Source organism: Marseilla massiliensis, assembly GCF_023336985.1.
Classification (GTDB): domain Bacteria; phylum Bacteroidota; class Bacteroidia; order Bacteroidales; family Bacteroidaceae; genus Prevotella; species Prevotella intestinigallinarum.
Genome location: NZ_JAMBLP010000001.1, coordinates 95238 through 120653, shown reverse-complemented (window position 1 = coordinate 120653; position 25416 = coordinate 95238). Strand labels below are relative to the sequence as shown.

20 protein-coding genes and 1 pseudogene are annotated in these 25416 nt (G+C 56.9%); 5 read left to right on the top strand and 16 right to left on the bottom strand.

Annotation, left to right across the window (positions count from 1 at the left end):
- Nucleotides 1-209: 209 nt before the first annotated feature.
- The 13 genes from M3089_RS00450 to M3089_RS00390 form a co-directional block, all read right to left on the bottom strand.
- Nucleotides 210-1670, bottom strand: coding sequence for a ComEC/Rec2 family competence protein (locus tag M3089_RS00450; protein ID WP_249081181.1), 1461 nt, complete (start codon nucleotides 1668-1670; stop codon nucleotides 210-212).
- A 274-nt stretch (nucleotides 1671-1944) separates the two neighbouring features.
- Nucleotides 1945-2259 carry a hypothetical protein gene (locus M3089_RS00445; RefSeq protein ID WP_249081179.1) on the bottom strand — a complete coding sequence of 105 codons (315 nt, stop codon included), beginning with the start codon at nucleotides 2257-2259 and terminating at the stop codon, nucleotides 1945-1947.
- A 13-nt stretch (nucleotides 2260-2272) separates the two neighbouring features.
- Nucleotides 2273-3700 carry an NADH-quinone oxidoreductase subunit N gene (locus M3089_RS00440; RefSeq protein WP_249081177.1) on the bottom strand — a complete coding sequence of 476 codons (1428 nt, stop codon included), beginning with the start codon at nucleotides 3698-3700 and terminating at the stop codon, nucleotides 2273-2275.
- 18 nt (nucleotides 3701-3718) lie between these two features.
- Nucleotides 3719-5203 (bottom strand): complex I subunit 4 family protein, encoded by a 1485-nt coding sequence (locus tag M3089_RS00435; RefSeq protein WP_249081175.1) that lies wholly within the window; start codon nucleotides 5201-5203, stop codon nucleotides 3719-3721.
- Between the two features lie 13 nt (nucleotides 5204-5216).
- The gene (nuoL, locus tag M3089_RS00430) at nucleotides 5217-7187 is read right to left on the bottom strand and encodes an NADH-quinone oxidoreductase subunit L (RefSeq protein ID WP_249081173.1); all 1971 of its coding nucleotides are present in this window, start codon (nucleotides 7185-7187) and stop codon (nucleotides 5217-5219) included.
- Between the two features lie 8 nt (nucleotides 7188-7195).
- Nucleotides 7196-7504 (bottom strand): NADH-quinone oxidoreductase subunit NuoK, encoded by a 309-nt coding sequence (gene nuoK, locus M3089_RS00425; RefSeq protein WP_205108878.1) that lies wholly within the window; start codon nucleotides 7502-7504, stop codon nucleotides 7196-7198.
- A gap of 2 nt (nucleotides 7505-7506) precedes the next feature.
- A complete protein-coding gene (locus M3089_RS00420) occupies nucleotides 7507-8028 on the bottom strand; it encodes an NADH-quinone oxidoreductase subunit J family protein (RefSeq protein WP_249081172.1) in 522 nt (173 codons plus the stop codon).
- A gap of 18 nt (nucleotides 8029-8046) precedes the next feature.
- Entirely contained in the window at nucleotides 8047-8577 is a 531-nt protein-coding gene (locus M3089_RS00415; protein ID WP_205108809.1) for a NuoI/complex I 23 kDa subunit family protein, read from the bottom strand.
- A 14-nt stretch (nucleotides 8578-8591) separates the two neighbouring features.
- Nucleotides 8592-9677 carry an NADH-quinone oxidoreductase subunit NuoH gene (gene nuoH / locus M3089_RS00410; RefSeq protein WP_205108807.1) on the bottom strand — a complete coding sequence of 362 codons (1086 nt, stop codon included), beginning with the start codon at nucleotides 9675-9677 and terminating at the stop codon, nucleotides 8592-8594.
- Nucleotides 9678-9720: 43 nt separating this feature from the next.
- Nucleotides 9721-11292: an NADH-quinone oxidoreductase subunit D-related protein gene (locus M3089_RS00405; protein WP_205108805.1), complete on the bottom strand. Its 1572-nt coding sequence runs from the start codon at nucleotides 11290-11292 to the stop codon at nucleotides 9721-9723.
- A 21-nt stretch (nucleotides 11293-11313) separates the two neighbouring features.
- Nucleotides 11314-11970 carry an NADH-quinone oxidoreductase subunit B gene (locus M3089_RS00400; RefSeq protein WP_249081171.1) on the bottom strand — a complete coding sequence of 219 codons (657 nt, stop codon included), beginning with the start codon at nucleotides 11968-11970 and terminating at the stop codon, nucleotides 11314-11316.
- Complete coding sequence (locus M3089_RS00395; RefSeq protein ID WP_205108801.1) at nucleotides 11961-12311, bottom strand: NADH-quinone oxidoreductase subunit A; 351 nt, start codon at nucleotides 12309-12311, stop codon at nucleotides 11961-11963. Before M3089_RS00395 ends, M3089_RS00400 begins: the two co-directional genes overlap by 10 nt.
- A 469-nt stretch (nucleotides 12312-12780) precedes the next feature.
- The gene (locus tag M3089_RS00390) at nucleotides 12781-13626 is read right to left on the bottom strand and encodes an ATPase (protein ID WP_249081170.1); all 846 of its coding nucleotides are present in this window, start codon (nucleotides 13624-13626) and stop codon (nucleotides 12781-12783) included.
- Nucleotides 13627-13886: 260 nt separating this feature from the next.
- Between M3089_RS00390 and kdsA the strand changes: the two genes are divergently transcribed.
- The 4 genes from kdsA (at nucleotide 13887) to M3089_RS00370 (ending at nucleotide 18287) form a co-directional block, all read left to right on the top strand.
- Nucleotides 13887-14642, top strand: coding sequence for a 3-deoxy-8-phosphooctulonate synthase (gene kdsA, locus M3089_RS00385; protein WP_205108797.1), 756 nt, complete (start codon nucleotides 13887-13889; stop codon nucleotides 14640-14642).
- A gap of 21 nt (nucleotides 14643-14663) precedes the next feature.
- Complete coding sequence (locus M3089_RS00380) at nucleotides 14664-15611, top strand: KpsF/GutQ family sugar-phosphate isomerase (RefSeq protein ID WP_205108795.1); 948 nt, start codon at nucleotides 14664-14666, stop codon at nucleotides 15609-15611.
- A 52-nt stretch (nucleotides 15612-15663) separates the two neighbouring features.
- Entirely contained in the window at nucleotides 15664-16905 is a 1242-nt protein-coding gene (gene cls, locus M3089_RS00375) for a cardiolipin synthase (RefSeq protein ID WP_249081346.1), read from the top strand.
- A 263-nt stretch (nucleotides 16906-17168) separates the two neighbouring features.
- Complete coding sequence (locus M3089_RS00370) at nucleotides 17169-18287, top strand: acyltransferase family protein (protein WP_249081169.1); 1119 nt, start codon at nucleotides 17169-17171, stop codon at nucleotides 18285-18287.
- On the opposite strand, the gene M3089_RS00365 is transcribed toward M3089_RS00370, so the two are convergent.
- Together M3089_RS00365 and M3089_RS00360 are read right to left on the bottom strand one after the other, a co-directional pair.
- Nucleotides 18239-20491: a tetratricopeptide repeat protein gene (locus M3089_RS00365; protein ID WP_249081168.1), complete on the bottom strand. Its 2253-nt coding sequence runs from the start codon at nucleotides 20489-20491 to the stop codon at nucleotides 18239-18241. The two genes, M3089_RS00370 and M3089_RS00365, sit on opposite strands and share 49 nt — an antisense overlap.
- A gap of 11 nt (nucleotides 20492-20502) precedes the next feature.
- Nucleotides 20503-21423 (bottom strand): ABC transporter substrate-binding protein, encoded by a 921-nt coding sequence (locus tag M3089_RS00360; protein WP_249081167.1) that lies wholly within the window; start codon nucleotides 21421-21423, stop codon nucleotides 20503-20505.
- 165 nt (nucleotides 21424-21588) lie between these two features.
- Here M3089_RS00360 and radA point away from each other — a divergent pair, with 165 nt between their 5' ends.
- Nucleotides 21589-22983, top strand: a complete 1395-nt coding sequence (gene radA, locus M3089_RS00355; protein ID WP_249081166.1) for a DNA repair protein RadA — start codon at nucleotides 21589-21591, stop codon at nucleotides 22981-22983.
- Between the two features lie 1269 nt (nucleotides 22984-24252).
- Here radA and M3089_RS00345 read toward each other — a convergent pair.
- Nucleotides 24253-25410, bottom strand: a pseudogene (locus M3089_RS00345) (hypothetical protein); the annotation flags it as partial.
- Nucleotides 25411-25416: the final 6 nt, after the last annotated feature.

The following is a 25416-nucleotide window of genomic DNA, read 5'->3' as shown; positions in this document are numbered from 1 at the left end:
TGGCTAAACCACCTGTCATGTGCCCGCCGTTTATCAGCCACAAAGGTCGGTATTATTTATTACAAAACGGTTACAGGAGTTTTAAAGAACGGTAAAATGACCGTAAAATAGCGCATACAGACAAGCCATGGGCCGGCACGCAGCTACCGGGGCGCCGTCCGGCGGCAGCTATCGGACTGTTGCCTACAGCCACTGTGGGCAGAAGCATCTCACGCCCCCCACTCTCTTGCCGACTCCATGTGCCGGCCGCAAATGGCCAGCAGGCGGCAGACGCATACGGCAACGACGTAGAGCAGCACCACCTGTAAAGGGCTAAGCCGCGGCAAACCGACCGATGCCCACGGCTGCGACGCCATGGCAAGCAAAAAAGCATTGAGCCACGTGGCCACAAAGGCAAGCACTGTGGCCACGGCCTGCTGCAGCACAGGCACAAAACCCACGGCAAACAGAGCCACCGCCAGATAGATTATGGCCGTGGCGGCAGGTATGACAACAAGGCCGGTGAGCAGCGAGCAAACGGGCAGGCGACCGAAATAGAACGCAACGAGCGGGGCTGTGCCTATCTGGGCCAGCAGCGACATGACCGAAAGCTGCCATGCCCAGCGCAACAGGCGATGGCGCTGGAGAAAGCGGACGGAGGCTATCGAGCCTACGGACGACTGGAAAACAAGTATGAAAGCCACGGCCGCGAAAGAGAGTTGGAAGCCTATGTCGAAGAGCGCAAGGGGGTTGGCAACGAGCAATACCACTGCGGCGAAGGCAAGCGCATTGACCGACATGCGGCTGCGGCCTGTCAGGCCTACAAGCCCGTAGACTGATATCATGAGGGCCGACCGCACCACCGACGATGGCATGCCGACAATAAAGACGTAGGACCAGATGGCCATGAGCAACAGGCATTCGCCAAGCAGGCGACGGCGACGGCCGGACAATAGCATCGACAGGAGCAAATAGATGACGCCGAGGTGCATGCCGGAAAGCGCAAGTATGTGAGATGCGCCGGCAAGCGAGTAAGCCTCGCGCATCGAACCGGTGAGCGCCGACTTGTCGCCAAGCGTCATTGCGGCCACCACGGCAAAGTCTTGGCCTTCAAGACCAAGGCTGCGGTAGCGCCCAAGCAGCCAGTGGCGAAGGCGCATGGCTGAGATGCGGGCGCGTTGAACAACGGTCAGGGCCGACAGGCGGGGCTCGGACTTGCGCCAATTGCGGTAGTAGACAAACGTTGTGGCCACTATGCCGCGGCTCTGAAGGTAGGTTGCATAATCGAAATTCGACTCTCGGTAATTGGCCGGAGGCACCAAACGCGACCGCACCAACATGCCGTCGCCCACGCCAAGGGTGGCATACCTGCGCTCTGCCGTGTCTTTGAGCAGTGTCAGGCGCACCCAATGCCCCTTCAAAGGCCCCGAGCATGCTATGACGTCGAAGCGCAGCGTGCGGCCGCGCTCTACGGGCTCATCGGCCACAATGGCCTCGAAGGCTGTCTCGCCTTGTGGCAGGCTCACACTCTGACGGCGCTCGGCCAAGGCCGCCATGGCACAGCCCAACAGCAACACCGACAACAGGATGGCCGCGGTCTGGGCCTTTGGACGCCCCCCGAGCAACAATGCGGCTGTGAAGGCAACGCCGAATGCCACGGCCCAAACGGTCATTCCGACCATTGTAGCCATGCTCCGCCCTGCAAGTATGCCTGCTGCAAGGCTAACGCACAGCGGCACCAACGGGTAAAGCCTGAATAAACCTGTGTTGCCCAATTGTATTTATGGTGTTTGATGGTTATATATCGGCGGCGTGCAATTGCTGAAGGAGCGGAATCTGCGACCGCAAGCGGAGAAACCGACCGACGGCCGCTATGGCTGCAAATGGCTTGGTGCATACGCCATGACGGCCGGACGAGTGGTGCCAACTGCCTGCTTCCATGTACCGCCATCATGCGAAAATGCGTTACATCGTGGCGCCACGCCTCAAGTAGTCAACCTGCATCAGGTGTGAGAACGTGCCCGCCGTTTTTGCAAAACGGCCAAGACTGAATTTCAAAACGGCCCATACGGCATGGTAAAACGGGCCAAACGGCAGCATGGAACGGGCCGTTTCTGACCGTGGCGCCATACGGCGGCCATCTGCCTGCAGCTCAGGCTGTTGCGTCACAAATGCGATGTGCAGTTGAAGACCGCCCCACACCGAAGGCAGGCTATGTGCACAACGGTCTGCAAAATAAGAAAAGCCGGACAATGACATGTCCGGCTTTCCATATTGCAACGGGCGTGACGTTTCAGAGAACGGCACCCGCAATCCAGTCGTAAACGCAGCTGAACACACCGAAGGCCACAATGCCTGCCGTGCAGAGCGTAAGGGCCAGCTTGGTGTTGCAGTCGCTGCTGAATGTTGGCAGCGGCGTGTCGGTGTTCTTGATATACATGGCCTTGACGATGAGCAGGTAGTAGTAAAGGCTGACCACGGTGTTGATCAATGCCACAAACACCACGAGGTATGCCCAGAACGAACCTTGCTGGGCTGCTGCCATGAACACGAAGAACTTGCTGAACATACCTGCAAACGGAGGTATTCCGGCCAGCGAGAAGAGGGCCAGCGTCATGAGCAGGGCCAACTTCGGGTTGGTCTGGTAGAAACCGTCGTAGCAGTTCATCTTCGTAGTGCCGTTGCCTCGTGTCTCTACAACGTTGATTACCGTGAAGACAGCCATGTTGGCCACAACATACACAAGCACGTAGTATGACAGGGCAGCCACTCCCATGGCCGAGCCGCCAATGACGGCCAGCATTATGTAGCCTGCCTGCGAGATGGAGCTGAAAGCCATGAATCGCTTGAGCTCTGTCTGGCGTATGGCAAAAAGGTTGGCTATGGTGATGCTGAGCACTATGACAATGTAAAGCAGGTATTCCCAGTACTCAATCATAGGCGCAAACACCTTCATGAGTATGGCCATGAGGGCAAATGCGGCGGCTCCCTTCGACACTACGCTGAGGTAGCCCGTCACCGGTGTGGGTGCGCCCTGGTAGGTGTCGGCCGTCCAGAAGTGGAACGGAACGAGCGATATCTTGAACCCAAGGCCGCTGAAGAAGAACACCAAGCCCATGATGGCAAGCGGCGTGTTGCCTATTACTGCGGCCACATCGTCAAAATATAGTGTGCCGGCAGCTGCATAGATAAACGATATGCCGTAGAGCATGATGCCGCTCGAGAACGTGGCGGTGAGCACAAACTTGGCTGCGCCCTCGGCCGAGTTCTGGCGGAACTTGTCGAAAGCCACGAGGCATGCCATTGGCACTGAAGCCATCTCGAGGCCGAGGAAGAACATGAGGAAGTGTCCCGACGACATCATCATGTACATACCGAGCAACGTTGAGGCCACCAAGGCATAGAACTCGCCAGCCTTGTTGCTCACGTCGGCACGGCCGAGCCAAGGCTGGGCCATGATGCATACAATGAGAGTGCCGGCGGTGAGTATCACTTTCATCACGTTGACTGCGTCGCCGGTGACGTAAAGGCCGCCAAATGCCGACGACGGCTCGGCCGTCAGGCATACTGCCGTCTGCACCACGAGCAGCACGTTCATCAGCAGGGCCAACGAGGAAACCTTCTTCTCGCCCTTCATTATGAGGTCGGCAAGAAAGACAATTATCAGGATTGCCACAAGCGTGGCTTCCGGAATCATATTAAAAAACTGACTGTAATCCATTTTTCCCTACTGGTTTTGTTAGAAGTTTATTACGTTGAGAATTGGGCCGACGGCATCGCCGATGACATTGCTGACCCACAGCGGGGCAAGGCCGAGGCCGGCTACGCAGAAGATGAGGCAGCAAACGGCCACGCGCTCATCCCATGTGGCGTCGGTGAGCTCGAGGTAGTGGGGGTCGGCCACTTTCTGATAGAGTATCTTTCCGACCACACGCAGGATGTAGACAGCCGTTATCACTATCGAAGTACATGCTATGATGGTGGCTGCACGGTGGAAGGTGTCGCCGTTTTCAAATGAACCCACGAAGATGGTCATCTCGGCAACGAAGCCCGAGAAGCCCGGCAAGCCGAGGTTGGCAAGACCCGCTATGACGTAACCCACGCTGAGGAAAGGCATTATCTTCATCAGTCCGCCGAGCTTGCGCACGTCGCGCGTGTGGGTGCGGCCGTAAATCATGCCGATGAGGGCGAAGAACAATGCTGTCATCAAACCGTGCGAGAGCATCTGGAGTATGGCACCGGTACATGCCGTCTTGGTCATCATGAGCAGGGCGAAGAGCACCAGGCCGCAGTGAGACACCGACGAATAGGCGTTGATGTACTTGAGGTCGGTCTGCACGCAGGCCGAGAATGCTCCGTAAACCACGGATATGGTGGTCAGGATGAGGAATATCCACGACAGTTCCTGGGCTGCGCTGGGCAGGAGGAACATGGCCACGCGGAAGCAACCGTAGCCTCCGAGCTTCATGAGCACGCCGGCATGGAGCATCGACACTGCTGTAGGCGCCGAGGCATGGCCGTCGGGACTCCACGTGTGGAACGGGAACAGGGCGCCAAGCACACCGAAACCGATGAATATGAACGGGAAGAACACGTTCTGTATGTCGGCAGGTATGTGGTTGTTGGCGGCAATCTCCATCACGTTCATGGTGGTAGCACCGTTGAAGAAGTATATTCCGAGGATACCGAGAATGAGCAGGGCCGAACCTCCCATAAGCATCAGCGTAAGCTTCATGGCGGCATACTCCTTGTTGCCGCTGCCCCATACACCGATGAGAAGGTACATCGGGATGAGGGCTACCTCGTAGAACATGAACATGGTGAACATGTCTATGCAGATGAAGAAGCCGAACACACCGGTTGACAGAAGCGTGAACCAAAGGAAATACTCCTTGGTCAGGGGCTTCAACTGCCACGACGCGAATGTGCCTGTGAATACAATTATGCTCGAAAGCAGCAGCATCACGACAGAAATGCCGTCAACTCCCACTGCATAGGCTATGTTGAGGGGCTTGAACCATGCTACGCTGTATGTGAACAGCATGGGGTCTGTGTTTCCCGATTGGCGAGCCTGGATGAAAGCCACGGTAAGCCACACCGACAGAGCCAGCAAGCATGAAGAGCCGGCCACCATCACGCCACGCACTTGGTTGAGGTTGCGGGCTATCCACAAGCCCAGCAACATAAGCACGGGGATTACTACGAATAGACTTAATATACTCATTTTATATCTGTCATTATATGCAAAGTAATACTAATGTTAAAGCGACTGTACCGGTGATGAACCACACGGCATACTGGCGTACGTCGCCGCTCTGCCACGGACGGATAGTCTCGCCGGCTGCATTTGCGCCCCAAGCCATGAAGTTGAAGGTGCCGTCGATGACGTGACGGTCAAACCATGCTATCGGGGTGGATATGCAACGGAAGATAATCTTGTGGGTGACAAACATCCAAACCTCGTCGAGGTAGAAGCGCCTGTATGCTGCCTGGTGCAGTTTCGGGAAACGGCGGGCAAGCATGTCGGCAACCGGTGTCTCCTCGCCCTTGTACATATAGGTGGCAAGGCAGATGCCGAGTATGGCGAGCACGGTGCTCGTGCCTGCTATGGCCCAGTTGATGTGTGTGCCGAAACCGATGCCGTTGGCAGACACAAACTCGCCGAACTCAAACACATGGAGTGTGCCGAAGATGCCTACAAGCATCGTAATGGCTGACAGCACTATCAGGGGCACGGTCATGGTGAGGGGCGCCTCGTGGGGCTGGTGGGCACCTTCTGCCTTGTGGGTCTCATAGTAGCTCTTGCCCCAGAAGATGACATAGTAGAGACGGAACATGTAGAACGCGGTCATGGTGGCTATCGCGCTCATGATGACTCCCATCACGGGGCTGAAGTTGTAGCACGCCACGAGTATCTCGTCCTTGGAGCAGAAACCTGAGAAGAACGGTATGCCGGCTATTGCAAGGCACGATATCAGGAAGGTGACATGGGTGATGGGCATGTACTTGCGCAGGCCTCCCATGTACATCTTCTCATTCGAATGGACGGCGTGGATGATGCATCCGGCACCGAGGAACAGGCAGGCCTTGAACATGGCATGGGTGAACAGGTGGTACATGCCGGCCATGTAACCGAGACCGTTGACATCGGCATACTCTACCGTATTGTCTACACCACCGGTCTCACCGGGCAGGCATACGCCAAGGGCAACGAGCATGAAGCCTATCTGGGATATCGTAGAGAATGCCAACACGCGCTTGATGTCGCTCTGGCAACATGCCACGGCTGCTGCATAGAAGGCCGTGAAGGCGGCTATGTAAGCTATCCAGTGGAGGGCCTCAGGGGCGAACTCAACAAACAGCGGGAACAGGCTTGCAACGAGATACACACCGGCAACAACCATCGTTGCGGCATGGATCAGGGCAGAAACAGGCGTCGGGCCCTCCATGGCGTCGGGCAGCCAGATGTGCAACGGGAACATTGCAGACTTGCCGGCACCTCCGATGAACATGAGGAACAAAGCCATCGGCATCACCCAAGCCACACCGGCTACATTCTGATGAAGCTCGGGCATTGCCGTGAGGTCATAGCTGAATGTGCCTACATAGAAGCTGTAGAAGAGTATACCTATCAAGAAGAACAGGTCGGCGAAGCGTGTCACGATGAATGCTTTCTTCGAAGCGGCAACCGCAGAGTGCAACGGGTAATAGAAGCCGATGAGCAGGTAAGAGCTTACACCCACCAACTCCCAGAACAGGTACATCTGGAATATGTTCGTGGCAACGACAAGGCCAAGCATCGACATGGTGAAAAGCGACAGGAAAGCGTAATAACGCTGGAAGCCCTTCTCGCCATGCATGTAGCCGAACGAATAGATATGAACCATGAAACTGACCGTTGAGATGACTATGAGCATCATCACCGATATCGGCGTAAGGCGGAAGCCAATGGTGAACGTCAGCAATTCCGAGAACTTGATCCATACAAAATCAAACGCCGTAACGGTGGGGAAAAGGCCGGTGGCATCCCTCCCGTCAATCAGAAAATACTTTATGGCAGTGTAATAGCACAGCACCGTCACCACAGCGAGCGAGCATGTGCCTATCAGTCCTGCGACCTTGTGCGACATCTTCATGCCGGCCAAGCCAAGCACGAGGAACGACAAAGCCGGCAGAAGGAGTATCAGAAATACATAACTATAATCCATAACACACTTTAAAATTTCATGTTTTCAATACTATTCACCTGATCGCTGTGGAAGTTGCGGTAGACATTGATGATAATGGCTATGGCCACGGCGCTCTCTGCTGCACTCACTCCTATGGAGAACAGGGTCATGAAGAAACCCTCAAGGCCCTCGGGGAACAGCAGGCGGTTGAACGCTGCAAAGTTGATGTCGACAGCATTGAGCACAAGCTCAACGGAGATGAGCATGGCTATCAGGTTGCGGCGGGTGATGAAACCGAACACGCCGATAAAGAACAACAGTGCACTGAGCACAAAATAAGCTTCAACTGGTACCATCATTATTTCTCCTTTTCTTTTCTCGCTACAACGATGCCGCCGATGATACATGCCAGCAGGAACACTGAGATGAATTCAAACGGAAGCACATACTGATACTTCTCACTGCCAAGCAGGGCCGTACCGATGGTCTCCATCGGGACTTCGGCGTCGGCCACGCTGCACGCACGGTAAATGAACTGATTCTTGAGCAACACCAGGGCGACGGTCAGCAAGCCGACAACTGTCACGATGCCGCCAAACAATACGCGGCTGCCCTTCATGTGCTCTACAAGGCCCTGGAGCGTGCGCTTGCTCACAAGCTGTATCGCGAAGATATACATCATCGTTATACCTCCTGCATATATGCTTATCTGGGCAGCACCCAAGAATGTGTAGTCAAGCAGGAAGTAAAGCCCGGCCACGCCAAGGAGGACAAACAGCAGGAACGTAGCAGCCCGCATGATTCTCTTTGTCATCACGCACAACACGGCAGAACCAAGGATGACCACTGCCAGTATGCAAAACATTACTAAATTTGCCATTTCTTATTAAGCCCTCCTTTACTTTGTTGCAGTGTTAAACTTTCCGATTGTCAGCGGTGCACCGCCATCGAGGATGTTTGGCAGCGAGCTCTCGTAATGCTCCTTGTCAAGGTGGAGCACCAGCTTGTCGCGGTCGAACACACTGTTCTCGAAATCATTCGTAAACTCGATTGCGTCGAAGCTGCACGCATTGACGCAAAGCTGACAGAACATGCAGTCACCCAAGTCATACTGGTAATCGACCAGCCGGCGCTTCTTCTTGCCCTCTTCGGTCGTCACCATCTCCGATGCTATCTTTATGGTGCCATTGGGGCATGCCTTCTCGCACAGCGTGCAGGCAACGCACTTCACCACACCATTCTCATCACGCTTCATAACCAGGCGGCCGCGGTGACGCTGAGCCACATGTAGCGTTGTCTTGCGATTCTCGGGATACTGCTCTGTGCTCTTCTTGGTGAAGTACTCCTTGAGAGTGACTTTCAACCCGGTTGCGAGCGACTTCAGGGCATCCCCTATCTCGCCGAAATATGATTTATTGTTTGCTTCCATTTTTACTTACTTGTTTAGAAGTGCCACCCAAAGGCAACGATTATTGTCATGAGAACCAGGTTGAGCAGACACAGCGGCATGAGATACTTCCACTCGAGCTTCAGTATCTGGTCGATGCGGAGGCGTGGGTATGTCCAGCGAATCCACATCAACAGCCACACAATGGCGAAGGTCTTGCCCAGGAACCATACGATGCCGGGTATGTAATCCATCACTGCGTCGAAAGCCTCGATGCCTATGTTGACCGGCGCCCAGCCACCAAGGAACACTGTGGTTGCTATGCCTGCAATGACAAACAGATTGAGATACTCGGCCAGGTAATAGAAGCCGAATCCCATACCGCTGTATTCCGTGTGGTAACCTGCGGTGAGCTCGCTCTCGGCCTCGGCAAGGTCAAACGGGCCGCGGTTGGCCTCTGCGTTGCCTGCGACGAGGAAAACGAGGAACGCAATGATGGCCGGAACATGGCCTTGGAATATGAGCCAGTTCCACGGACCGGTCTGTGCCTCCACTATTCCGGACACCTGCATGGTGCCGGTGAGTATAACTGCCGTTACGAGACAGAGCCCGAGCGACATTTCATAAGATATGAGCTGCACGGCGCCACGCATGGCCGAAACCACGCCATACTTGTTGTTACTGCCCCATCCGGCCATGAATATACCGATGACTCCGATGCTCGACACGGCAGTAAGCAGGAAGATGCCCACGTTGAAGTCAAGAATCTCGGCACCCTTGTTCCAAGGCAGGAATGAGAAAGTGCCCACAGAGGCAATGATGACGAGGAAAGGCGCCACGCAATAAAGCAGCTTGTCGGCCTTGTCGACGGCGAAAATCTCCTTGATGAGCATCTTCAGCACATCGGCAAACACCTGGAAAATGCCCCACGGGCCCACTCGCATCGGGCCCAGGCGGCACTGGAAGTAAGCACACACCTTGCGCTCCATGAAAATCAAGACGATAGCCAGCATGGCGTATCCAGCAAGGATGAGCACGCCCACCAGTATGCACTCGATAAGTATCGACCAGAAATCTCCCAAGCCGAGGGTTTGGCGCAGGAGGCTGTCGAACCACGTTGTAACTATGCTAAAATCAAACATTTCGTTTAATCGTGAATTTTAATTATGAATAAAGAACATGCCGTCATCTGTCGATGTCGGGTATCACGAAGTCGAGTGCGGCACCGGTGGTGATAAGGTCGGCCACCTTCTGTCCGCGCAGCATCTCGTCCATGGCAGCCACGAGGTTGAGTCCCATTGGCTTGAACTTGAGCCTGTAAGGCGACTTGTCGCCCTTCGAGTCGAGGTATACGCCTATTTCTCCGCGGCTACCTTCGCATGAGAAGAACCACTGTCCCTCGGGAACCTTGATTATCGGCTTCTGCTTTATGTAGAAGTCTCCTGCAGGTATGTTGTCGATAAGCTGCTCGATGATGCGCACACTCTGTTTCATCTCCTCGATACGGATGAGGTATCGGCCCATGGAGTCGCACATGCCGTTGGTCACCTCGTCGAAGTCAACCTTGCCATACATGGCATAGGGATGGTTCTTGCGCACGTCGTTGTGCCAGTCGGAGGCGCGTCCTGAGGCTCCTGATACACCGTAGCTTATGGCGTCGGCCTTCGACAGCGGGCCCACTTCCCTGAAGCGGTTCTGCATGATGACATTGTCGCCGAACACATCCATGTACTCCTGGAACATTGGCTTGATGTACTGGCACAGCGCCTTCACGTTGCTGACGAAGTTGGGGTCTATGTCGTCCTGCAAGCCTCCTATCCTGTAGTAGTTCTGTATGAGCCTTCCGCCGGTGGTTTCCTCCATTGCGTTGAGCACGTGCTCGCGGTCGCGCATAGAGTAAAGGAATGCCGTGAGCGCCCCGAGGTCCTGTGCGCAGCACCCTATATACAGCAGGTGGCTGTCGAGTCGCTGCAGCTCGTCCATTATGGTACGTATGTACTGGATGCGGTCAGACAGCTCTATCCCCATGGCTTCCTCGATTACGCCGCACAGGGCGTGGCGGTTCATCATGGCGCTGAGGTAGTCGAGGCGGTCGGTCAGGGCCAGAGTCTGCGGGTAAGTGTACTTTTCGCACATTTTCTCCACACCGCGGTGAATGTAGCCGAAGTGCGGGTATATCTTCTTTACAATCTCGCCGTCGAGCACGGTCTGCAACCTGAGCACGCCGTGAGTAGAGGGGTGCTGCGGGCCAATGTTCACAACGAAGTCGTCGTCGGTGAACAGCTTGTGCTGCTTAGCCTGCAGGTTGCCGTCGGCGTCGAGCGAATACTCGTACGTAAAGTCGGGCTCTATGTCGTCGTCGAGCGTATATCTGTTGTTCTCCGGGCTCATGTCATAGTCCTTGCGGAACGGATAGCCCACAAAATCGCTGCGCAGGTAGAGGCGGCGCATGTCGGGGTGTCCGAGGAACTTGATGCCGAAGAAGTCGAACACCTCGCGCTCGAGCAGGTCGGCCGACTTCCAGAGGTGGCACACTGTGGGGATGACATAGTCGTCACCAATGCGCTCGGCCATCTCCTTCACCGACAGGCGCTCGTTGGTATCGGTGTTCTCAAGAATGTATATACACCCGAGGCCCTCCTCGCCGAAGTCTTCGCCGACGATAGTAACAAGGTAGTCAAAATGCTTGTCATTCCTCAGCTTGGCCATTTCGGCGGCGAAGCTGTTCTTGTCGAATACTAAGTTATTCAGTTTCATATCTTCTCTTACCTTATTATATTATTCAGTCTGGCCTGCCTTCGGGTCGAAGTCCTTCGGCACATTGGTCACCACGATGGGCTTCATGGCCTCTCGGCGCTCTTCGGCAGTCTGCTTGTGGTTGACGCCTCCGAAGAATTTCTCTATCTTGACCTTGCGCTGCAACTGCATCATGCCGTACATGATGGCCTCCGGGCGCGGCGGGCAACCGGGGATGTAAACATCCACGGGCACAATCTCGGATATGCCCTTCACCACGTGGTAGCTGTCTTTGAACGGGCCGCCTGATATGGCGCATCCGCCCACAGCAATCACATACTTCGGGTCGGCCATCTCGTCGTAGAGGCGCTTGAACACGGGTGCCATCTTGTGGGTTATCGTTCCGGCGCACATGATGAGGTCGGCCTGTCGCGGCGAGTTACGCGTCACCTCGAAGCCAAAGCGCGCGAAGTCATAGCGGGCGCAGCCCACAGCCATGAACTCGATACCGCAGCAGCTCGTTGCGAAAGTCAGCGACCAGAGCGAGTTGCTTCGCCCCCAGTTGATCACTTGGTCGAGCGACCCGAGTATCACGTTGGCTCCGCCCTCGTTGAGCTCGGCGATGAGTTTCTCGAGGGTCTCGTTGTCCTTGAACTCCCCATAGGGGATGCTCTTGATTACAGGCTTTCTTACTTCCATTCCAACGCTCCTTTCCGCCAGGCGTACGCCAAGCCAAATACAAGTACCAGCATGAAGAAGCCGATGCTGCAAAGAGCCATCGCTCCAAACTGCTTAACGACAACTGCCCAAGGGTAGAGGAACACCGTCTCGATGTCGAACATCAAGAACAGGATTGCGAAGAGGTAGTAACCCACGTGCACGGGAATCCACGATGTGCCCCGAGTCGGGATACCGCACTCAAACGGCTCACCCTTTACCGGATTGTATGAACGCGGTCCTATCAGCTTGGCCACGACATACGCGCCAACAACCAATACGACAGCCGTCAAGATAACGGTAATAAATAAAGTAAAATACATAAAAAACTATAATATTACAAATTTGTACGCCTTTAGCGCTTGCAAAGGTAGTAAATTTATCGCAAAGAAAAGCTAAACGCCGCAAAAATGTTTTTACCTAAGCGATAGTTTAACGTACGTGCGCGCGTGTACGAGGGCCGCCATGCGTATTTGCGACGATGAGAGCCGCTGCCCTCCCCGCCGACACGCGTTGCCGGCGACAGGGGCCGGGGGCGAAAAACCGCCACGACGAGGCGCCGCCCACAATGCCGAACGGCACGCCTGCAAGTGCCGCGCACGACGCTTGGGAATGGCAAACGGCAACGACGGCCACAACCGGCAGAACCCGCCGCATATCCCTGGCTGCCAGCGCATTGCGCTCCGGGGCCACAGCAAGCGCGAAACCCTCGGCTGGCACCGACCAGGCGCACGCCACACCACCGCCAACAGCCTGCGGCAAGGCATGGCCGACAGCCATGCCCCCTAAGGCCTAACGGCCTTGGCTGGCGTGATAGGCCACAAGCCCCTCCATCGGACTGCGCACCACCCGGCCAAGGCGGAAGCCCTCGGCATCGGCCGCCTCTGACAATTCTGCCGAATAATAATACCCCACGCTGCCAACCACACCCACAGGCAGGTCGGCCCGGCCGTATGCCGACACGTTGCGACGGAAGAAGCTGCGGAAGTTGTCGATGACCAGTCTGCGCAGCGAGGCGTCTGCAATGTGGCGGTGGATAAACGGCGACAGCGAGGCCAGGAACCTGTTGGCCATGGGCTCGCGGTATACGCGGCGCACTATCTCGGCCATGGTCAGCCCGCTCTCGGCAATGAAGCTGTCGCGCAGCCCCGCGCTCAGGCCGCCCTTGAACATGGCGTTGACGAAATTGCGGCCCAGCACAGCCCCGCTGCCCTCGTCGCCGAGGATGTAGCCCAGCGGCGGCGTGTTGAGCTTTATGGACGTGCCGTCGTACAGGCAAGAGTTCGACCCCGTGCCCAATATGCAGGCTATGCCCTGCTCCGGGCCGCATACGGCCCTGGCCGCCCCGAGCAAGTCGCCGTGCGCCTCTATAGCCGCGGCATGCGGGAAAGCCCTGCCGAGGGCCTCAACCACCACAGGGGCCATCTCATGGCTGCACCCGCTGCCATAGAAGAACACGGCCCGCGGCTCGTCGTCGCCCAGTTGCGGCAGCAGCTCACCGTCGACAATGCCATATATCACGCCTCCATCCTGATGGAACGGGTTTATGCCCTGCGAGGCCGCGCGCCTCACCACGTGGCCGCCATCGGCAAGCCACCAGTCGGTCTTTGTGCTTCCGCTGTCTGCTATAAGTATCATATCCAACAGTATCTTTTTGACCGCAAAAGTAAGAATAAAAGCCCGGAAAACGGCAACGCAAGCCCGGAAAAACGACTTTTCAGCCAACCGGCCCGCCCCACGGCGCCACCGCTGCCCACTGCGGCACCGCCACCGACGGCAAAAAACTGCCGACACAACACAAGTTTTAAGCGTCTGTAAGGTCATTTAATCGTTTTTCTTCGTTTATTACAGTGATTATTCGTACTTTTGCAACGCATAAACATTAGGATTACATTTACATGAAACATACCATAATAGCAGGCCCTTGTGTCATCGAGTCGGCAGAACTGCTCGACACGGTGGCCGCCGAACTGGTAAGGATAAACAGCCGGCTGGGCACCGACATAATATTCAAGGCATCGTTCGACAAGGCCAACCGCACGTCGGTGAGCTCATTCCGCGGCCCCGGACTGGAGCGTGGCATGCAGATGCTTGCCGACATCAAGAGCCGCTACGGGCTGCGCATACTCACCGACATACACGAGAGCTGGCAGGCACAGCCGGTGGCCGAGGTGGCCGACGTGCTGCAGATACCGGCCTTCCTCTGCCGCCAGACCGACCTGCTCGTGGCCGCTGCCAAGACGGGGCGTACGGTGAACATAAAGAAAGCCCAGTTCCTGAGCGGCGCCGACATGCGCTTCCCTGTCGAGAAGGCGCTCGACGCCGGGGCCACCGAGGTGTGGCTCACTGAGCGGGGCAACATGTTCGGCTACAACAACCTTGTGGTAGACTTCCGCAACATTGCCGACATGCTCGCCATTGTGCCCACGGTCATCATGGACTGCACGCACAGCGTGCAACGCCCCGGGGGCGCAGGGGGCAAGACCGGTGGCGACCGCCGCTTCGTGCCTCAGATGGCCATGGCCGCCAAGGCGTTCGGGGCCACGGGATGGTTCTTTGAGGTTCATCCCGACCCCGACCGCGGACTGAGCGACGCGGCCAACATGCTCGAACTTGCGAAGCTCGCCGACTTGGTGAAGGAAATAACAGAATGACGCAAAAAACCGGCTAACGACATGACAGTAAGAGACTATGCCACACAGTGCATCAAGGACGAGGCCCAGGCCCTGCTCGACCTGATACCACAACTCGACGACAATTTCGACCATTCTGTCGAACTGATACTGGCCTGCCACGGCAAGGTGATTGTCACCGGCGTGGGCAAGAGCGGACACATTGGGGCAAAGATTGCAGCCACGCTATCGAGCACCGGCACACCGTCGTTCTTCATCAACCCGCTCGACGTTTACCACGGAGACCTCGGCGTGATGACGCCCGACGACGTGGTGCTCGCCATATCCAACTCGGGGCAGACCGACGAGCTGCTGCGCTTCATACCCATGCTGCAGCACATGAAGGTGCCCATCATCGGCATGAGCGGCAACCCCGGCTCGCTGCTTGCCAAATACTCCACCTACCACATCAACGTCAGCGTGCGCAAGGAGGCATGCCCGCTAAACCTCGCGCCCACAAGCAGCACCACGGCCACGCTGGCCATGGGCGACGCCCTGGCCGTGGCACTGATGGAACGGCGCAACTTCCAGCCCAAGGACTTCGCCCAGTTCCACCCCGGCGGCGAGCTGGGCAAGCGGCTGCTCACCACGGCGCAAGACGTGATGAGAACCACCGACATGCCCATCATCACGCCCGAGATGCACCTGGGCGAGGCCATCATACTTGTCAGCAAAGGCAAGCTGGGCCTCGGGGTGGCCGAGTGCGACGGCAGGATTGTGGGGCTCATCACCGACGGCGACATCCGACGGGCAATGGAGAAATGGCAGGCCGAGTTCTTCGACCGCACCGTCGCCGACATAATGACGCGGCAACCGAAGACGGTTTCCCCGCAAACAAGGATAACGGAAATACAGGACATCATGAACAAGTACAAGATACACACAGTGCTCGTGGTCGATGGCGACAACCATCTGCTGGGTGTCGTCGACCACTACTCATGCATGGTGTGACCACACCTAAACCTTACGAATGACCAGACTTAACTACCTTATCATTGCATTGATGCTGTCGGTGGCCACTGCATCGGCAGACGAAGCCACGCCCACCAGCGACTCGACCATTGTCAGTGTGCTGGAGAAGGAGGGCGTGACGTTCACCGACAACAACAAAGTGGTGCTGCTGATGTCGGGGCAGGAGAAGTTTGACGACATGTTCAAAGCCATCAGGCAGGCCAAAAGCAGCATCCACCTTGAGTACTTCAACTTCCGCAACGACTCGATAGCCGCCGAACTGTTCACCATACTGCGGCAAAAGGCCAAGGAGGGGGTCGAGGTGAGGGCGCTGTTCGACGGTTTCGGCAACGACTCCAACAACCGGCCGCTTAAGAAAAAGCACATTGAAAAGCTCCGGGAGGAAGGCATACAGATATACGAGTTCGACCCTATACGCTTCCCGTGGATAAACCACGTGTTCACACGCGACCACCGGAAGATTGTAGTCATCGACGGCAACGTGGCCTACACCGGCGGCATGAACGTGGCCGACTACTACATAAAGGGCACGAAGCAGGTGGGCGAATGGCGCGACATGCACTGCCGCATAGAAGGCGGGGCCGTGAGCCAGCTGCAAATGATATTCGTGAGGATGTGGAAGAAGGTGACGGGCGAAGACATCTGGGACCAGAAGTATTTCAGGGCCTACCAACCGGTGGAGATAACGGGGCTGAAACCCGACACCACGCAGACTGCCGGCCACAAGAAAGTGGGCATCATCAACCGCGAACCGCGAACCACCAACGAGATAATACGCACGTTCTACATCAACGCCTTCAACAGCGCGAAAGACTCGATAAAGCTCATCAACCCCTACCTCACGCTCAACCGAAAGGTGAAAAAGGCTATAAAGAACGCCCTGAAGCGCGGGGTGAAGGTAGAGATATTGGTCTCGGCCCACAGCGACATACCGCTCACGCCCGACTGCGTGTTCTACAACGTGCACAAGCTGATGAAGAAAGGAGCCGACGTATGGCTCTACCAACCCGGCTTCCACCACTCGAAGGTGATAATGGTCGACGGCCGCTACTGCACGGTGGGCAGCGCCAACCTCAACTCAAGGAGCCTGAGCTGGGACTACGAGGAGAACGCCGTGATAGTGGACAAGCCCACCACGAAGCAGCTCGACGACATGTTTGACAACGACAAGAAGCAAAGCATATACCTTACGCCCGAATACTGGGACGAGTTCCGCACGCCGTGGAAGAAGTTTGTGGGATGGCTGGCCCACCTGCTCACGCCGTTCCTCTGACACACGCCCGCGCCCAGGCCGCGCCGGCATCCGTGGACTCCGCAACAACCTGACGCGCAGCGCATTGCAAAACGGGCGGAACCACGCTGCCAAACGGGCCGTCCGGCATCGCCATACGGCCCGTTTGGCAAGGCAATACGGGCCTTGCCGCAAAAGCAGCCACACGGCGCGGCCGCACAACTCACTTAACACATAAAGACAAGACAACCAAACAACGCTTGCCACGGTGAGAAGCCGCGCAAGCCAAACGCAAGCCAACGACAATGGGAAAGCGCAACACCGTGATATCCATCTGCAAAGCCATAGGCATAATACTTATGGTGATAACCCACAGCGAGTGCCCTTCGGCCCTTTGCACATTCGCCTACGAATTTCACATGCCGCTGTTCTTCATCACGGCGGGCTATTTCTTTTCGGTGAAATACCTTTCAGATGAAGCCACGTTCGTAAAGAAAAGAATCAAGGGGCTCTACCTGCCGTTTGTCAAGTGGGCGGTGTTCTTCCTGATAATACACAACTGGATGTTCGACCTTGGCATCCTCAACGAGAAATACGGCAACCCGGGCGGAGGCGTCACCCACCCCTACTCATGGCACCAGATGCAGCAAAACCTGTGGACGATTGTGACGGCCATGGGCGGCTACGACCAGTTTCTGAACGGGGCTTTCTGGTTTTTCCGCGGACTGTTCGTGGCAAGCATCTTCTACCTTGTGCTCTTCAAGCTGTTCGACATGGCTGCCACGGGTGCGGGCAAACAGGCATGGCGCACCACAGTGGTGCCCGTGGCCGTCTGCTTGGCGGCCCTGGCCTTAGGGGCATGGAAAACGGGCGAGGGCCTCAGGGTGACCAACCTGATACAGGGCGGATACCGCGAGATTATGGGAACGTTCTTCTTCGGCTGCGGATTCATATTCAGGCAAATGCATGAAAAATACAAAGCCACATGGTGGTCGACGGTTGCATTTGCCGCCATCACACTTGTGTTTTCGCTCTATGCCCCGTCGAGCATGGCGTGGAACGCCGACTTTGAGCGTTTCCTGCGACTGCCCCTGCCGGCCATCTGCGGCTTCCTGATGACATACAACATAAGCCTGTGGCTCGACAGACGTGAGGGACGGCTCAAGCGTTTCCTCGTCTTCTGCGGCGACAACACCCTGCAGATACTCGTTTTCCACCTCGTTGCGTTCAAGGTAGTGAGCCTTGTCAAGATTTGGTGGTACGGCCTCGACTTCCTGCAAATAGGCTGCCACACCGTCATCCACGTGCATTCGCAAGACGACTTGTTCTGGATTCTCTACACAATAGCGGGTGTGGGCATCCCGCTGGGCTTCACTTACCTTATTCGGAAAGCCAAGTCGCACACAAGGTCGCACATCAGGTGAACCTCTGTTGGCGTGATGCCATTGCCGGCAAGCAACTCCCGCTCCTTGTCGGCCACGTCGGCATAGAACAGCGAGCGGCACCCGGCCACTCCTGCATCGCCTCCGTGCGCCCTGACATATTCAACGAAACACTCTGCCGCCCCGGCCTTGTCGCCGGCAAGCCACCGGCAAAGCCCGTGGTTGAGGTGGTCTTCGGGCTCCGCCTCCTGCCCGGCGCACAGCGCCAGGTAAGCCTTTTCGGCCTTGTCATACTGGCCAGCGCACACCAGCGCCCGCGCCATCACGCGGTTCACCCTGTCGTCGTCCGGACTTTCATAGTTGAGCTTATACAGGTGCTTCAGCGCCTCGTCGCTCTTGCCGAGGTTTACCATGCACACCGCCATGTTGAGCACGCTGCTCTTGCGCTCGGGGTGCATGGCCGACAAACGGGCATAGGCATCTTCGGCCACGGCATATTCTCCGTCGTAAAACTTGGCGCGTGCGTAACCACTCAGAGCCTTGGCAGAGTCGGGGCGCAGGCGCAATGCCTCCTCAAAGCATGCCGACGCCTGCGGCAGGGCCAGGCCACCCGATGCTGCCGGATGGTGCAGTCGCAGGCTGCCGCAGTGCATGTAATATAGGAAGTCGCGCCCCGGCACACTGCAGTTTGCCAGCACTGACGCCGCCTCGCGGTACATGCCGCGCTTCATCATGCAGCCCACCACCTCGCCGTAGCAGGCCTCGAGCGGCGTGGCAGAGAATATTGGGTTTGCGAAAAAAACATAGTTGAACACATGGCCGTCGGCATCATGGCCAAAAGGATTGTAAAGCATGCTGCGCGACGGGTAAAGCCTGAAGAAGCGGTAGAGGTCTTGCAGATACTGGCGGCGTATGTATTCGGGCTTTCCCTGCTCCTCGGCAGCCACGGCCTCCATGCCCGCCACGCTGCCGTTGGCAAGCATCTCGCGGATGTTTTGCGGAATCCGGTCAACCACTTGCCTGAATGCTATCACAAACGAATACTTGTCGCTGTTGCAGAATGGCATGTGGTCTACGATGTTCCTTATCATCCTTGTGTCTGCATTGGTGCCGTAGGCCTGGCTGATGGCCGGGTGCTCGGGGTAGAACGGCACAAACCAGTTGCCAATGCTGTCGAAAAACGGGAAACGCTTCATCTGCGAGAAGCCGCCGAAATATATGTCGGCGCCCGACTTCTGCATGTCGAGCATCCGCCGGAAGCTCTCTTCCACCTTCTCCATCCTGCGTTCGGCCTCCTCAGGGTGGATTATGTCTTCGATGGAGTCGCCCTCTTTCTCTTCTATTCCGTTTGGTGTTATGCTCAAGCCGTTGTGCTTCAGCAGGTCGGGCATTATCTCTTGCTGTATCTTGCGGTTGTCGTTCTCGGCGCTGAGGCAGTAGAACAGCTGTATCTGCAGCTCTACGAGCTCCTTGCAAACATGCTCGTCGGCCAGCAATCCGCCCACCATCTCGCGCTCTTCCGGGAATATATGGTGCATCCCCACACCCGCAGACAGGGCCCAGCCCACCAGCGCCCGCTGGCGCACCTGCTCGTCGGAGCTCTGCCGGTAGACGGTGAGCATCACCCTGAACTTGTTTATGTCAAACATGTTCATGCAGCCCAGCATCACTGCCGACACAATGAGCTGCTGGTCGATTGTGTCGACCGTGGGAGCCAGGAGCAGCTGAGCCATCGACTCGGCGGTGCTGTCGGTCCACTGAGACGACGTCCAGATGTAATCAAACAGGTCGTTCATCATCTGCCGGTGGGCCCTGTGCAGCCCCTGCTTCTTCTCGGCACGCACGTGGGCAGGCTCGAGTTCGAGCAGTGCCACGTCAGATACAAAGCCTTCAAGCCCGGCCTGCAAGGCTGCCGGCGACCAGTCGCGGCCGGCCGACCTGACGCGGTTGTCTATTGCAGTCAGGTATGAAGAGTGGGCTATGGCGTAGCGCATGCCCACGTCGGCCGTCAGCCTGTACATCCGATATATGAAGTTGCGGTATACAAGCTCCAGCTGTTCGTCCTTGAAACCCTTGCTCCAATAGTCGAACATCAGCCTGTAGTCGCTGCGTATCTCGCGAAGGCGCGCATCCAACGAAAGCTCCGGGTGGGCAGCGCCGAATGTCTCGAGCTCGTCGATGGCCTCGCTGAGCGCCATCGAACCGAGCAAACTGAATATGTGGTCGAGTGTCTTGTTTCTTTCCATAAGCCATTGTTTCACTGCCTGGCGAGCCAACTGTCTGCCAGTTCGATGTCTTTCTTGCGTGGGGCGGCGGCATGGCCAAACTTCAAGCCGGCCGGAATGGAGTCGGCAGCGGCCTCTCCCACCCCACAATATCGCGCCACCAGCTCCCTGTAAGCGGCCACTCCGTGCTCGTTGATGGAGTCGCACGCCATGTTGTAAGCCCTTAGGAATATGTCTATTTGCTTCTTCCGGCCCTTGTCTTCCATCAATTCGCTCCTGAAGGCAAACGCCCCCAGGCTTATGTCCAGCTTGCGCGAGTCGAGCAGCACGCGGTGCTTGCCGATGCGGGCCACGGCAGCCTGGGGCTCGGTGAGCATCATTGCGTCCATCGAGTTGTTCTGCAGCATCTTAAGACGCACGCCCACATCGTTTATCTGCACGCGGAAAACGCGCTCGGGCTTCAGCCCCGACATCGCCACGGCACGGTCGGCCAGCAGGTCGGTGGCCGAATAGCGGGTCATGGCCAGCATCTTGTCGTCAAGGTGCTTCAAGTTGGTTATGCGGGCGTTGCGGTTGGTGATGAGCTGCCAATAGGCATTGGTCGATGTCACATAGGTAAGCGGCGTGCCCTCCTTCACCATCCTTTGGCCGCGCACGAGGTCGGTGACGGCACCCTCCACTCGCTTGCGCTGCAAGGCCGTGTCACAGTCCATCTGCGCCGTATATGGCTTCAGCCGCACGTCGGCACCGAGCGTATCAAACAGATTGTACATCTGTGCCACATACAAGGGAAGGCAGTCGAGCGTAGGCATTACAGCCACCTTGAGCGCCGCCGAGTCTTCGCGGGCCAGACGCAGGCGCTCCTGCCGCGACAAGCGGTCTTTCTCTTCGGCCGACTGTCCGCAGGCCACCAGCATGGCCAATATGATGAAAACGATATGGATATGCTTCATCCTGATTTGCTGTTTTTTAAATCTAAAGAGGGACGCCCAGCGTATTGATTACACGAGCGCCCCTGCCGAGTTCTATAAATTAATGTGCGATATTAGCCGTTTGCACGGTGCAAAATTAATAAATAATTTCGTAATGACGAAAATAATTGCTACTTTTGTGCTGTTATGGCAAAAGACAAGACAGCTTACGTGTGCAGCAACTGCGGCCAGGAGTCTGCCAAATGGATTGGCAAATGCCCCAGTTGCGGACAGTGGAACACGTTTAAGGAGATAAGGATAGCGGCAGACACGGGCACAATGGCGGCCAAGTCGGCCGCAATGACCGTGCGCCACGCCCATGCCTCGGGCAAAGGCAACAAACCGCTGAGACTGAGCGAGATAAGCGCAAAGGACGAACCGCGCATGGACATGTACGACGCCGAACTCAACCGCGTGCTCGGCGGCGGGCTGGTGCCAGGGTCGATAGTGCTTCTGGGCGGCGAGCCCGGCATAGGAAAAAGCACGCTCACACTGCAGACAATACTGAGGATGCCCGAGCGCAAGATACTCTACGTGAGCGGGGAGGAAAGCGCCCACCAGCTGAAAATGCGCGCCGAGCGGATAGATCACCCCGAAAACGACTCTTGCCAGATACTATGCGAGACGTCGCTCGAGCACATATTCGAGCACATAAAGGACGTTGCCCCGGAACTGGTGGTAATAGATTCCATACAGACAATATCCACCGAAGACGTAGACTCAAGCCCCGGCAGCATCACACAGGTGCGCGAATGTGCCTCGGCGCTGCTCCGTTTTGCAAAGACGAGCGGCATCCCGGTCATCCTCATAGGCCACATCACCAAGGAGGGAACCCTTGCCGGCCCGAAGATACTGGAGCACATAGTAGACACGGTGATACAGTTTGAAGGCGACCAGCACTACATGTACAGGATACTTCGCAGCATAAAGAACCGCTTCGGAAGCACTTCCGAGCTTGGAATATACGAAATGCTGCAGACAGGACTGCGCCAGGTAAGCAACCCTTCGGAGCTTTTGCTCAACCAAGACCATGAAGGCCTGAGCGGGATAGCCATCAGTTCGGCCATCGAGGGCGTGCGCCCGTTTCTCGTCGAGACGCAGGCGCTGGTGTCGACAGCAGCCTACGGCACCCCGCAACGCACGGCGACGGGCTTCGACCAGAGGCGGCTCAACATGCTCCTGGCCGTGCTCGAGAAGCGCGTGGGGTTCAAGCTGGCCCAAAAAGACGTCTTCCTCAACATTGCGGGAGGCCTTCGCGTGACCGACCTGGCCATGGACCTGAGCGTAATAGCGGCCGTGCTGTCGAGCAACGTAGACACCCCGATAGAGTCGGGATGGTGCATGGCCGGCGAAGTGGGCCTCAGCGGAGAAGTCCGCCCGGTAAACCGCATTGAGCAACGGGTGGCAGAAGCGGAGAAGCTGGGGTTCAGCCACATGATCGTTCCGCGCCACAACCTGCAGGGATTCAACCGCAGCAAATTCAACATCGAACTGGTGCCGGTGCGCAAAGTGGAAGAAGCCTTGCGCGCACTCTTCGGCTGACGCCCACTGTCATTGCGTATACCAACAACAGGTAACAAGGCTTGCCGGCTGCCCTGTGGCCGCCGTCAAGCCCCAACAGTTTCACCATTGCCACCTGCGACGCCCGCCGCGGCTAAGAAAGACGAAGCGGGTGCGCCGTCAGGAACAGTTTCCCGCATGGCGCACCCCTATCAAGTCATTATGAAAAAATTGTCAGAAAGAATAGCCAGTCCAGCCAAAGCCGGTTGTAGGACAGCCAGCGTTGCCCTCAACAATGCCCACTCCCTCGTAAGTGCCGTTTTGGTTTATCTCTGCAGAAGTGACGTTGGTGGCGCTGTTGGTCACGCTTATCTCAGTGCTTGCGGCGGCGTCTCCCTTGCTGTCGGTAAGGTCAATGAGGTTCTCGATGGCTCCCGAGCCGGTAACGAAAGCATTGGTTATGTGTGCTGCGGCTCCGCGGCGAATCTTGATTGCATCCTGCATTGACTGTGCAGAGGCAAGGTTTTCGATGGTCATGTTCTCGATGGTGAAATCCGACTGCGGCGTGTGGTCGGGGCCATTGCCGTCGAGGTTGCCGTCGGCCTCGACCCCGCGGGGGTCTTCCTCGGTGCTCGTGAACGACGACTCCCACCGTCCGTAGCAGTTGCTTAGCGTTCCGCAGTAGCCCTGAGTGAAGTCAAACATGTCGTCGTCGCAGTTGACAGCCAGCAGGTTGCTCACGTTGACAGAGCCCCCGAAGAACTCGATGGCGTCGTCGGCACCCTCGGCAATGTATATGTTGCTTATCTGCGTGCCGTTGCCCACGGCATTGAGCGTGAGCCCGTTGTGCTCTATGTCAGCCGAAGAGCGTGCCCCCGAGTACAGAATGCGCACGTATGTCAGCCTGCCGGAGTTGTCGGCATTGTCGTCACCGCCATACATTATATTATTGTCAACCTCGGTTGCGGCTTCGTTCACGCCGTCACCGGCGCCGGATATGCGGGCCCTACCGTTTAGGATTATGCCTCCCCAGTAGCCGGCAGTGGCCGTTTCGCTGTCGGCGGTGAATGTTATGGGCGCGTCTTCAGTGCCGTCGGCATATATCTTTCCGCCACGCTCCACAAGAATGAAGCTGTCGAACCCTTGCCTTGCCTTTATAGTCATGCCAGCGGGAATGGTCAGCGAGCCACCCTCCTTGACGTGAACGCTACCGTCGATGAAATACTCTTTGCCGGCCTCGAGAGCCACAGCCGTGGTTATCTCGGCAGGCAGGTTGCCCTCGGCAATCACCTCCGGGGCCGTAGCCTCGGGAAACTCATATCCAGTCCAGCCGAATACAGAGTTGTCGGCACCGGTGTTTCCGGCCACCACCTCAACGCCGGCATATTCGCCATCCTCGTTGATCAGTGTGCCGGTCAGCTGCGTAGCGCTGTTGGTCACGCTCATCTCGGTGGCAGTGTTGGCTCCGCCCTTGCTGTCGGTGAGGTCGATGAGGTTTTCAATAGCCCCGTTGCCCGTCACGAGAGCGTTGGTAATGTGAGCCGTAGCGCCGCGGCGCACCTTTATCGCGTCTTGCATTGACTGCGCCTCAGAGTAGTTGGCAATGGTCATTCCGCTGATGTTGAAGTTTGCCTGCGGCGTGTGGTCGGGGCCGTCGCCGTCGAGGTTGCCGTCGGCCTCAACTCCGCGCGGGTCTTCCTCGGTGCTGGTGAAACCGCTCTCCCACACTCCGTAGCAGTTGCTTAGCGTTCCGCTGTAGCCCTGGGTGAAGTCGAACATGTCGTCGTCGCAGTTCACTGCCAGCAGGTTGGTCACGTTTACAGAGCCCCCGAAGAACTCGATGGCGTCGTCGGCACCCTCAGAGATGTAGATGTTGCTTATCTGCGTACCGCTTCCCACGCCGTTGAGCGTAAGTCCGTTGTGCTCAATGTCTGCCGAAGAGCGGGCACCGGTGTAAAGCAGCTCGACATACTGCAGCACACCGCTGTTGTCGGCAGCGTCGGTGCCTCCGTACATCTGGTTGTTGTCAACCTCGGTGGCAGCAGTCGTTCCCGACGCGTTGCCCGAGATGGGAGCATACCCATTGATGACGAGCCCGCCCCAGAAGCCGGCCGAAGCGTTGTCGCTGTTGGCCGTGAAGACGATGGGGTTGTCGGCCGTGCCGCGCGCTTCAATGCGGCCTCCCTGTGCCACGAGTATGTATTTGTCGAATCCCTGGTTGGCCTTGATGGTCGTTCCGGCCGGTATTACGAGCGTAGCTCCGTCGGGCACGGTAAGGGTTCCTGTGAGCACATATTCTTTCGAGGCGTCGAGCGTCATGGTCTCCGACACGGTTCCGCTCAATTGCACGGTAGTTCCGAGGTCATCGTCGCCATCGGTATTAGCATTTTCGTCATCACTGCATGATGTGAGTGTCACTGCACTCGCAATGGCCGCGAAGGCCAAAGCGTTAAGAAAAAACTTTCGCATGATAAT